General features: G+C 63.4%; 5 protein-coding genes. 3 read left to right on the top strand and 2 right to left on the bottom strand.

What is annotated here, in order from left to right; translation table 11 throughout:
- Window positions 1-94: 94 nt before the first annotated feature.
- The 3 genes from ACO056_RS17480 to ACO056_RS17470 are packed head-to-tail and all read left to right on the top strand — an operon-like array spanning window position 95 to window position 2,726.
- Complete coding sequence (locus ACO056_RS17480) at window positions 95-664, top strand: DUF3489 domain-containing protein (protein WP_421849193.1); 570 nt, start codon at window positions 95-97, stop codon at window positions 662-664.
- A complete protein-coding gene (locus tag ACO056_RS17475) occupies window positions 664-1,089 on the top strand; it encodes a DUF2924 domain-containing protein (protein ID WP_421849190.1) in 426 nt (141 codons plus the stop codon). The genes ACO056_RS17480 and ACO056_RS17475 overlap by 1 nt, the downstream gene beginning before the upstream one ends.
- Window positions 1,086-2,726, top strand: a complete 1,641-nt coding sequence (locus ACO056_RS17470) for a recombinase family protein (protein WP_421849187.1) — start codon at window positions 1,086-1,088, stop codon at window positions 2,724-2,726. The genes ACO056_RS17475 and ACO056_RS17470 overlap by 4 nt, the downstream gene beginning before the upstream one ends.
- 530 nt (window positions 2,727-3,256) lie before the next feature.
- Here the strand turns inward: ACO056_RS17470 and ACO056_RS17465 are convergent.
- Together ACO056_RS17465 and ACO056_RS17460 are read right to left on the bottom strand one after the other, a co-directional pair.
- Window positions 3,257-4,159, bottom strand: a complete 903-nt coding sequence (locus ACO056_RS17465; protein WP_421849184.1) for a 3'-5' exonuclease — start codon at window positions 4,157-4,159, stop codon at window positions 3,257-3,259.
- Window positions 4,160-4,189: 30 nt separating this feature from the next.
- The gene (locus ACO056_RS17460; protein ID WP_421849181.1) at window positions 4,190-11,707 is read right to left on the bottom strand and encodes a CHC2 zinc finger domain-containing protein; all 7,518 of its coding nucleotides are present in this window, start codon (window positions 11,705-11,707) and stop codon (window positions 4,190-4,192) included.
- Window positions 11,708-11,823: the final 116 nt, after the last annotated feature.

Here is an 11,823-nt window from a genome sequence, read left to right as displayed (position 1 = left end):
CACCGAGTGCGGCGGACAGCCCCAGACAGCATCCCTGTCGGGGCTTTGGGTGGTGGGACCGGCATCGTGCCGGACAAAAAGCGAAAGCACCACCATGACCACGGACAAACTCAACGACCTCCAGATCATCCTGCTCTCGACCTCCAGCCGGAACGACAATGGCAACCTGCTGCCGCTACCCGGCGCTGCCGCTGGCGATCTCGCCCGGACTAACAAGGCCATCACCGCGCTCATCCGCAAGGGTCTGGTAGCCGAAGCGCCCGTTACCGATCGCAGCCTTGCCTGGCGCGATGCCGACCGGGACCCGACCGGAGTGTTCATCACCGAGGCGGGTGAAGCTGCGATCGGCCTTGGCGCAGCCGATGCCCCCACCGAAAGCAGCGGTGCGGAACCGGGGCCGGTCGAGCAATCCAATACGGACGGCGAGGAACCGACGCCGCAGGTCGCTCCGGCGCAACAACAGCGGGCCGGCAGCAAAACAGACATTGTGCTGGACCTGCTCCGCCGCCAAACCGGCGCGACCCTGGCCGAAATGGTCGCTGCCACCGGCTGGCTGCCGCACACCACCCGCGCCGCGCTCACCGGTCTGCGCAAGAAGGGCCATGCCATCGTTCGAAACAAGCGCGACAACATGACCTGCTACACCATTGAGGTGGCCGCCTGATGGCCCGGATCGATCTGGATCGGGAATTGGCTCGGCTGGCGGAGTATCCGCCAGCCGAACTTCGCGAGCGGTGGGAGCGGTTGACGGGTGGCCCGGCGCCCAATGTCAGCCCGCGCCTATTGCGCATGGCACTGGCCTGGGAACTGCAGGCCAAAGTCCATGGCGGACTCTCGCGCCGAACCCAGCAACGGCTCGCCCAGACGTGGCAAGCCAAAACCACCACTCGCGAAGTCCAGCCCGGTATGCGGCTGGTGCGCGAGTGGAATGGCAACGTCCACATCGTTCAAGTCGGTGAGGATGGCGTGATCCGCTGGAGCGGAAAGGCCTGGAACAGCCTGTCTGAAGTTGCCCGGGCCATCACCGGTACGCGTTGGTCGGGACCTGCCTTCTTCGGTCTCAAACAGAAAAAGGGAAAAGCAGCATGAAAAAGATCCGCTGCGCCATCTACACCCGCAAATCGAGCGAAGACGGGCTCGAGCAGGACTTCAACAGCCTCGATGCGCAGCGCGAGGCATGTGCCGCCTACATCCTCAGCCAGACCAGCGAGGGCTGGAGCCAAATTCCGGATCGGTATGACGACGGCGGCATTTCGGGCGGCACGCTGGGGCGTCCTGCACTCCAGCGGCTGCTCGCCGATGTGGCGGCGGGGCAGGTCGACATTATCGTCGTTTACAAGATCGACCGGCTGACGCGTTCGCTACTGGATTTTGCGAAGCTGGTCGAGGCATTCGATAAGGTGGGTACGAGCTTCGTCTCTATCACGCAGTCGTTCAACACCACCACCAGCATGGGCAGGCTAACCCTCAATATGCTGCTGTCCTTCGCGCAATTCGAGCGCGAGGTCATCGCCGAACGCGTCCGCGACAAGATTGCGGCATCCAAAGCCAAGGGCATGTGGATGGGCGGTACGCCGCCGTTGGGCTACCGACCCGACGGCCGCAGCCTTGCTGTAGTCGAAGAAGAGGCCGACCTTGTGCGCGCCATTTACAGCCGTTATCTCGAAATCGGGAATGTCCGGCTGCTGCTTGCCAAACTTGCGCGTGACGGGATACGGTCGCCGCAGCGGGAGACCGCTAATGGCAAAAGCTTCGGCGGCATTCCGTTCTCCAGGGGGCAGCTATACCGCCTTCTCTCTAATCCGATCTATCTCGGCAAAATCGAGCACAAGGGGCAGCACCATGCTGCGCTCCACCATCCTATTGTCGATCAGGCCATGTGGGATGAGGTGCAGCGCAGGCTCGCTGACAATGTAAAAGGCCATCGATCAGGCGTGCGATCTATCAGTCCAAGTCCGCTCGCCGGCAGGATTGTCGATGGCGACAATCAACCACTGATGGCAACCCACGCTTGCAAAGGCAAAGTCCGCTACCGTTATTACGTGAGTGCCGCCACACACCTCGATGCGGCCAAAGGGATGCGCATCCCGGCAAAGGAACTGGAAGGCGCTGTCATTGCCCGACTGCGCGATGCTCTGGCCGATCCCCTGTCGCTGGCAGTTAATATGGGCCTTCCCATCGAAGTGGACACGATGACGGGTCTGCATGATCGCGCGGCCGAGGCTGCCGCATCGGTCAACGGCAAAGCTCTTTTCGGATTGATCGAGAAGGTCAAAGTTGATTCTGAACGGATCGAATTCTCGTGTCCAGCGCCCGCCATTGCTAATCTGCTCGGGCTGGCGGTGGGGAAGGGCACCGCCAGCCTCACGTTTGATTTTCCAGTGCGCCTGAGCCGTACTGGCAAGATGGTGCGACTGATTGAACCTAACGGCGCTGCCGCAGCCCAAATGCCCAACGAGCCGCTGGTCCGGTTGATCGCCCGCGCGCATCGTTGGTGGGACGAACTTTGCAAGGGTGAGATTGATGTCACGCGCTACGCCGCGCAGGAGAAGGTTCCACCCTCCTACATGCTCCGCGTGCTGCGGCTTGCATTTCTCAGTCCGCAGGTGATTGATGCCATCATAGGCGGGCGGGCCCGCGCCGATCTCGGCTGCACCAACTTGACGCTTACGGAAGACATTTCGCCGCATTGGCAAGAGCAGGCTGCGGCGCTGCTGCCCACATAATAACGTTGGAATCGATCGGCTCTGACTTAAATGGTAACTTTCCCGGCTGTGGGCGCGTTCCTTCATGCCTGACCTTCGTTCAGGTAATAGCTTCAAAACGCGATGGACGCATTGTGGGACTTTTCTGCCATTTTTAGGCAGTCTATCGAACGGCAGGTTTGGCCAAAAGTGGACGTCAATTCGAGAGGCACGGATTGGCTACAAAGTTGGACGATTGGGACTTTCCGGAATCGGCGAGCGAATGCGGCAAGCTGTCGGTCGCTCATGTGATGTTCGACGTGCTGTGATGGTCGGAGTCGTAGGACCCGTAGGAACGCCTACTCGAGAGGTGTAATCGTGAGAAGCCGACCCTCGCTCGTATTTCGAAACCGACTGCTAGACGCCGTCAGCAAATAATTTGGAGCGCAACGCCGACTTGGGAACGTGCAGCGGTTCATCGTTTGCTCGGGGCGAGCAAAGCGTAGTTTGGGAATGACGCGCTGAGTAGCGGTCGGCGAGGCTCGAGACGATGCCTCGCGCTCGCATGTAGGCTAGCGATACGTTTGGGTAGTTCGCATAGAATAACGGTCGTACGCGGTGATTTCCTGCATTGGTAAGTCGAGAGGGCGCTGAAAAATCTTATCTTCGAGAAATTGAAGTTCCGGCTCAACGCGCATCCTCTCCAGATCAATCCACCACGATCGCGGTCCGAACTCTGCAGTCGCATTCCAGCGGTATCCACGTTGTCGCAGGATTTCACGCGCGTCGTAAGGCGCCTCTACCGCAAAGATCCGCCAACACGCCTTTCGCGCCGCCGCCAAAACTGTTTCGAGCACGCACCGCCCCGAACGCGGGAGGATCTGGGTCAGAAGCGCTATCCCCGCTTCGCAGTCATCCGAAGCGCGGTGGGCGTCGAAAAACAGGCCGAATGCCGCCAGTAATTCGCCAAGTCGGCGACCTTCGAACCCTTCACTTCGCCAATCGACATCGGACACCGTGCAGGCCCAGGGCTTTGCGATAAAGGCGGGCGTAATGCGCTCGGCGATTGGCCGGTCGAAGGCAGCGTTGTGCGCAACGACAATTGCGGCGCTCTCAATGAAACGAGCGACCGCAACCGGATCGATGCAATGTCCCGCGACCATGGCGTTAGTGATCCCGGTGATCCTAGTGATCTCATCGGATATCGGAGTCGACGGCTCTTTTAATTGATGAAACGGGGGGTGGACGGCGACGATTTCACCATCGAGGCGATATTCGAACGGCACGATCGCCAGTTCGATCGCTTCGCAGGTAAGAGGATCGAGGCCGGTGCTCTCGATGTCGAGAAACATGCCGAGCCGCGTCGGACTGTCATCACGCTCGGCGAGGCACGCGGTGAGGTCGAGCCGGCGCAGCACGCGATAGCGTCCCGACGCTTCGAGTTGGCGGGCAGCCGCCTCCAGCCCGTCACCCAAGATGCTGTCCCCGGACCCACTAAACACAACTTACGCCTGAAATTTCGAGTTGCCACAATCGCGCGGCACGTCGAGCACATTCTCGTCGGCTTCCCACGGATGCTTGTCCCCCAAATCGACAGCGATTTCACGCCAACTGTCGTCGACGTACAGCCAATCGGTCAGGGCCGGAAGGATCGACGGCGGCGAGTAATGCCACCGCTTTTCCCTAAAGGCAGCCGCGCGGCGGCGCAGCCATTCGGGATCGTCGGCAAAACAGACCAGCATGTCCAGCGCCGCCACCGTTTTTTGTAGGATTTCGGTGCGTCGCTGTTCGACCAGTGGATCGGAATCGGGCACGGCACGCTCATGGCGCCAGCTCGGCTCGGGCGCGTCGAGAACCTCCTGCACGGCGGCGGCGGCCTCAAGGAAGGTCATTTGCGCCCCGCCGACGAGCCGTCTACGCGGCGAGCGCTTGCGCGTGCCTCTGGCTTCGGGCGACGGATCGGGCTCAGTCGAGAAGACGAGCGGGAGATGCGCGACGAGCTGGAGCGATCGGCCCTGATAGTGCGGACGCGGCTTGAGGTCGGTGGTCCGGACCGGGTCAATATCTGCGATCACCATAGCCGCCTCCTTCGTTCCAAGCGGCCCGCTGTGCTTACTTTCGAGCTGGAAGATCCCCGGCGCCAACGAGCCGTAGGGCGTCGCCGTCTCCGTTCCCGACTTCCAGCCGTCGAGCCCAATGAACGCGCTGCCCCCGACGCTCCCCGTTGGCTCGACGGCATTGCAGAACGCCGTCACGAGCCCGGCTGCTAGATACTGGTTCTGCCCGAAGATATGATAGTCGGCTGACCGCGAAGTCATGGCCGGCAGAATGATCAAGGTCCGCTGCATGGCTTTGCCGCGCGCAAGTTCCTGCGGCTCGTCGACACTGCGGTAGGACGTCCAGCGGGCGAACACGTGCATGTCGTCGTTAAGCGATTTGACAGCTCCCAATCTCGGCCAGGGGATTCCGTAGCGTGAGGCGAGGCTTCTGTTTTCCTCGAGGATGCCGATGTAGTTGGAACTGCTGGCGTGTAGGAACATCTCCGAGCAGACGAGCTCCACTGTGTAGGTCCCGAGCCGGAAGGGATCTTTCTGGTGCGTCAGCAGAGGCTGCCACAATTCCTTCGCCGAAGGCCTGATCAGCTCGCCCGCGGCCGGCGAGGGATAGCGCTTGCGCCGAACCGCGCACTGAATTTGCGCTTTGTCTTCGGAGGCCCATGCATCGATGCAGGTCAGCAAGGCTGAATGCATCTCCCACTCGTACGTGCCGGCCGCCCCGGGCGTGAACGGCTGGAAGAACGGCGAGGGCCCGGTCGATGGAATGGCCGTCGAGATCGACGCGCCATCGGGAACGCGGAAGGTTCCGCACCAGACGGTAAGCGAGAGGTTCATCGCGGCAAGCTCGCGCGTCAGCCAATTCACCGTCTCAGGGCGCATGCTGTATTCCGGCAGCACGAGACCATCCACCTCGAAGCGGGCGCAAGCGCGGAGCACTTCGCGCATGATCGCGCGCCGCCGGCCTTCGGCGACAGATTGGAAAACGCCGCCGCCGTTCACCGTCTTCGCATCGACCGCCTTCCCATCGAGACCACGTAAACCCTCGTGCTTGCCGCCGCTCGTGCCTGGCGCATAATAGGTGTCTGCAACGTCCCACTGCACGATCGCGACGCGCTGAAGGCCATGGCCGGGCTTAGCCCGCTGGCGCCATAGCGTGTCCTGCCATTGAATGATGCGGGCCATCGACTCGGTGGGCGACAATGCGCCCGCGTGTCTTTTGGCGTCTTGTGACGGCGCTTCGAGGGGCGAGTCGAAGACAGACTGAGCGGACCCAGTGCTGCTTTCCATTCGCATGTCTTCGCCATGAGCGCCTGCGCTACTCACCGTCGCATCGGTCTGCGCTCCTTGGGCATCTCCGGTGCTCGGCGTGACGGTCGGAGTTTGATCTTGGAAACTGGGCCCGCTTGCGACCGCCGCGTCGCTTGCAAGCGGCTCCCTTTCGGCTGTCGGTCCCGGCGAGCCGCAGAACGCGACTTCGGCCAAGCTTTGCGACACGAGGTGAAGCCCGACGACCCGGCCGTTGTTCCAAGCGACGGAATAGCGGTAGTGAATGCGGCCGTCCTGCTCGTCGCACTCGGTCGACAGCCGGCGCTCGCCCGCGATGTATGCTACATCGATCTGCCATTCGGACATGCGATGCGAGCTGCCATCCGCGAGGCGGAGCACAGGCCTTCCGTCGACGACTTCGCCGGTCCGCGGATTGACGGTCGAGCGCAGCACCTCGATGCGGATCGCCGCGGCCGCGGACAGTTCGGCCAAGTGATCTTTGAGGCCCTGAGGCATTGCGGCGCGAAGCGGCTCAAAGGCATTCCACGGCCAATCGCCATCGTCTGCAGTGTCCGGCGCCGCGGCCGCCACGAAAGGCAGCAATGCGGAAATCGCCGTTGCCGCCAATTCGAACCCGCTGGGCGTCATGCGCCACAGCGCTGGCCGCTCTTCCTCGGAGCTGACATTTGCCGGAGGGGTCACCTGCAACAGGGTCGAAACGAGGATAAGCCAGCCGAGCGGCGTAATCGCATCGCGTGCCGCCGCCGCCGCAGTGCGGCGCCCCGCGATGATTTGTCCGAAGGCCCGCAAAATACGCCGCACTTGAACTTCGGGATCGCCGTCGATGGCGCTCTCCGGGTCGTCAATCAGTGCGATCTCGCCGCCCAGGTGTGGCGTGACGAAGGACAGGTCGATCGGGAGGTTGTGCAGGCGTTCGAGACTGTCCTGCGGCAAGGCGGCCGCCATTTCGAAGGCCAGCGCGCGCAGTTCGGCCATGGTCCCGAGCAGAGCAAGCCCAAGGGCAAATGATTTCAGCGGGACCGCGGCCGCGTCGTCCAGCTCATCGCCCCGCGCCTCGACGCGGTGCGCCGCGGCAAACCAGGCCGCAGCGCTCCGCCGCTGATCGGGAGCAGACGAATGCTCGTCGGGCCACAACCGGCCTGCGGCAGGAAGGGCCCGGCTCACCCGCCGCGCAGCCCGCGCTGCGATCGCCGCCGGCCGGCCGCTATGGTTCGCATCGCCCGCCGTGCCCAGCCGTTCGCTCATGAACACGCCTTCGGCAGTAGCCGCAACGAGATAGGTCGCCTGCCGGTCGGGAAGCTCGGTCGTGCCGAAGGCGTTGAGCAGTCGCAGCGCGCGGGCGATGCGCGTCGGAATAGCGCCGTCCTCGGTTCGCAAGCCGGCGCCCCAGCGATCGGCGCCGGTAAGCCGGGGCAGCACGCGCGCCAGGATCGCGTCGCGGCGGTGTCCGTCGCGATCGAGCTTGGTATCGCCATGGCCCTCCAACCCTGTGATATCCTCGGCGGGGCCTTCGGACCGGCGGCATAGGTCACGGACCGCCCACCCGTACCGCCAGTAGTCGGCGTCGAGCAGATGAACAGGCCGCGCTTCCAGCGCGTTTCCATTCCGCACGAAGGCGTGGCCATCGACCGCTTTACGCGGCGCTGTCCAGCAGACGAGGGTCGCGCTGTGAATGTCAGGCGCCCCACTCGCGTCGACAGGGGCAAAAAAGGAGAAGGCAGTTGGAACCGGTATCTGTTCGGTCGCGGCGACCAGCAGGTCGCAGTAGGATCCATATCCCCCTTCATACAATGCGGCGATATCCAACGCATCCCAGTGCAATTCGAGGTCGAATAGCGGCCTGATACCAACAGCCAGATCGGCCTTCCACAGGTGGAGGAAATCGTGTGCGCTGGAGGATTCCTGTCGCCACCGCGCGCCCACCGGACGCGGCGCATCGCTGCGCGGAGCGGCAAAAAGCAGATGGCCGGCCTCGCACCATAGCAGCACACCCGAGGCTTCGAGACCCGGAGGCGATGGTAGCGCCTTGGCATCGCTTTGGTTCGCGATCATCCGTATCAGCCGTGGCCGAGACTGCGCGATGGCGGCGAAGTGTCGGTGGGCTACGTTGACGAGCGTCGCGGCGGCGTCGACTTCCACGGTATCTATCTCGCCTTGATCCGCCGCGCCGGGCGTCCAGATTTTCAGGATCTTCTCGACAACCTGCCCGATCCGGGTCGCATGTGGATCGCTAGGCGGAGCTGGTGACAGATCCGAAGTGCCGGCGTCGAGCCGTTGCAGATTGACCAGTGCCGTTTCAAGGCGGCGAAAGGCGCTGCGCGTTTGTTGTTCGGAGGGGACGGAAAGTCCGGGAAGGCCTGGATCGAAATCGCCGTCGTGGCGATAGAGCGACAGTCGCAGGCCCTCGGGCAATAGGTTGACGCCCTCGACGGGTGAGAGGTACGACTTCAACGCTGCGAACGGATGACCGTCGACGGCGACATTCGCGTCTTCGAGGACGGACAGCGCCAGACAGGCGACGATGGCGATCTGGCAGCGGATATCGTGACGCTCGAGGAACGATTGCGCGCCCGCGCCGAGGAAGGCGCTGGCCAAAGGCGCAAAGAGGTCGTTGAGCACCGCCCTTGCCAGCCTGACCCGCCTATCCGCCCAGCAGTCGCGCGCATCTTCCCCGAGCGCCGCGGGGATATGGGCTCGCAGCGCGCGTTCGATGGCTTCAAGCGCCGCGAGCGCGATATCGAATGGAGTGTCGGCCATCCGCGCGCCGACGTCGACGCGAAGCGCTTCGGTGCGAAATGAGCGGGCGATCTCTGCAGCCCCCATGTCCTGTTGTCCCGCCGCAATCAGCCAGAGACGTCGGTAGGCGTTCGCGCGGTCGCCAAATCGCACTTCAGCGGCGCGAAACGCGCGTTCCAGTCGCTCGTAGATCCGTTCCGGGCGCCTGAGGTCGTCGAGTTCGGGGTCGAACAGGAGACCCAGCGCGGTACGGCGATCGATGTCGCCGGCATCGGCCAGCGGATCCATCGTTTCGGTCACGGGCATGTCCGCCAAGGGACCCGAGAAGCCGAACCCCATACGGCTGTCGGTCAACCATTCGCGCGCCTCCTCCCGCGTCATCAGCGGCGGGGTCGGATTCTTGCGATTGAGCGACAGGCCTCGCAGTTGGAGGTGAGTTTCGATTTTCCGCCGCAAGAGTCCGGCCACGTCGGCGTTCGGGCAGATGATGATAATGTCGTCGACGTAACGCGCGTAGGCTGCGCTGCATCCGCCTCGGCGCCGTTCGCGCCGCGCATCGTCGCGGTTCGTCGGCGCGTCATTGGCGCCGCGTTCGCCTAGCCCCCAATCGTTCTCGGTATCGTCCTCCTGATGGGCGGCGTCGATGCGCCGGACCTCGGCCCGCATCATGTCGTCGAGGTCGAACAGCGAGATATTGGCGAGATAGGCCGACAGATCGGGACCTTGCGGCAACCCGCTGAGGCGCGCAGTGGTGCCCGTCTCGGGATCGGCATGCTCACTGTGGAAGGCGTGACGAAGTAGGAAGTCGGTGAATACGTTAGCGCGGTTGGCCGCGTCTGCACCAGTGCCGGGCAGCAGCAGCGGAGCGAAGCCCAGCGGTCCGCGGTCGGCCTGCGCGAATTGGGCGAGTGCGCGCTCGAGCGGCCCTTGCAGCGCGTCGCCGATCACGTCGCGCCGGACGAACTCGTAGAAGCCGGTGATATCGAGCCGCAGTATCTGCAGGTCCTCGTGTCGATAACGTCGGAGCTTGCCATCGAGATGGTCGATAAAGGCGCGCCAGCACTCGAAGTATGGGCGAAAGATGCCCTCGCGCAGGGGCGGAGCTTCGCCGTTCACGATCCCCATGTCGACCTGGTAGGCGAAACTCAGCGCCTCGGTCTCGCCCTCGGCGCCGGTTCGATAGATACCCTTGCCGCCCGCCCGCCGATCGAAGCGGACGGCGGGAATCCGGTCGGAAAATCCCGGTGCACCAGGACGATCGCGCAGCAGTTCGATTAGCGCGTATTGTTGGAGGAGCGCGTCTGCCGCGACGGGCCCGGCCTTCAGGCGGTAGCGCCCGCCGCCCTTGGGGAGATCGCGGGCGAGGAGCGGCGCCATCGGACCGTCGCCTATTTGCAGCCGCTCTCGGTGGATATGGAACAGCGGCGTGGCAGCGACCGCCAGCCGCTCCCAGGCCTCGTCATCAAGAGGATATTCGCGACGCTGCGTGGAAGATCGGCCGACAGTCAAGGCGGTGATTAGGTCGGCGCGCGGATCACCCGAGGTCTCGCGCCCATCCACCGGACTTGGCGCCGCGACCGCCGTTACGGCGCCGTAGTTGCGGATCGTCGCGGCGAAGCCGGCGAGCTTATCCTCGATGGCGAGAGGCGCCAAGGCCCTGTCCCAGTTTGCATCGGGAAGGCTGTGGGCGATGCGGCGCGCACTGCTCGCCAGTTGCACGGGGGACAACGCGCCCAGATCGATGGGAAATTCGCGAAGACCGGTTCGCACCCCGAGCATGAATTCGAGCGCGCCGTAGGCTCTCTGATCGAGCAGGCCAGCTGCATCCGCGTGGACCAATCCGCGCAGATAGGTGTCGGGATCGGCCTTGTCCGCTTGCGCCGGCGGCACCACGACCTCGATCCCGAAGGCGGCGCCGCCGTAGAGCAGGCGCAGCAGCGACAGGATCAAATCGTAAGCGCCGTCCAGCCCTGCGGTGTCGGGGTCGAGAAACAGGCGAAAATGAAAAGGACGATCGGCTTGGCTGGCGATATCCGCAAGTCGCTCGAGCGCTTTGACCTGGCCGAGCGCGGCCCGCGATCCGAGCAAGGCAACCGCATCAAAGCCGAGCGATTCCAGGCGCAACTGATCGAAAATGCCTTCGACGACATAAACTTGCGCCGCGGTTCCGCGCAGCTCGCGCCGACTGAGCGTGGCTTCGACGCGATCGGCGCCGTAGAGAGTATCGCGTCGTGGGAAGTCGAACGAATAGAGATAGCGCGGATCCTCGTTTCCGAGAGCGCGCGCGGCGAACCCAGCGGGTACGCCGCCGCCACTCACGAGCGGGAAGACGATCCGCTTGCCCGAGTAGAAGCCTCGCAGCCAGTTTTGCGCTTCGCCCTCCGGGAGCGCCGCTGCCTCGGGGCGCAGAACTCCAGCGCCGCACAGCGCCTCTTCGAGCACGCGATCGCCCGACGCTTCGCGGCGCAGCGCGGTGAGATCATAAACGCCAGCGCCGATCTTGCGGAGCATGTCGGGCGCGAACCCGCGACGCTCGGCGATGCGCACAAGTTCCTCCTCGTCGGATCCGTCCCGCACTCGCTCGGCAAACTTCTTGGCGCCGCTCCGCCGATCAACCGCAGGCCTTCGGTCACCTTCGGCAAGCGAGATGCCTGCGTGGGGCGCCAGCCATTTGACCGCATCCCAGAAATCGAGGCCGTTACGGCGCTGCACGAGCGAGAGCACATCACCGTGCGCACCGCAGGCGAAGCAATGAAAGTTGTCGCGTTCTTGTGCCCGCTGATAAAGATTGAGCGAGGGATTGCGGTCGTCATGGAACGGGCAGAGCGCTTTGCGAGGTCGAGACTCTTTTCGATCCACTTGAAGTCCGAGCGCAGTCGCGACGGCGACGATGTCGCTTCGCTGAATTATGTCCCTAACGTTGGTATTCTGCTTCGATTTCAATGCCAATATCCCCTCAATTAGTCCCTGTAACAGATAAGCAGTTTAAGCTGATTAAAAAATAAGCGACGTTTGGCGGCGAGGTGAGCTGCTGGATCCAAATGCTCAGGCAAAGAAGC

Source organism: Novosphingobium sp. (assembly GCF_965228995.1).
In the GTDB taxonomy this organism is placed as follows: Bacteria; Pseudomonadota; Alphaproteobacteria; order Sphingomonadales; family Sphingomonadaceae; genus Novosphingobium.
This window is presented reverse-complemented; position numbering and strand designations above follow the sequence as displayed.

Bases quoted from the DNA above. Each gene is read 5' to 3' on its own strand.
- ACO056_RS17480 (WP_421849193.1), top strand. From the start codon at position 95: ATGACCACGGACAAACTCAACGACCTCCAGATCATCCTGCTCTCGACC.
- ACO056_RS17475 (WP_421849190.1), top strand. From the start codon at position 664: ATGGCCCGGATCGATCTGGATCGGGAATTGGCTCGGCTGGCGGAGTAT.
- ACO056_RS17470 (WP_421849187.1), top strand. From the start codon at position 1,086: ATGAAAAAGATCCGCTGCGCCATCTACACCCGCAAATCGAGCGAAGAC.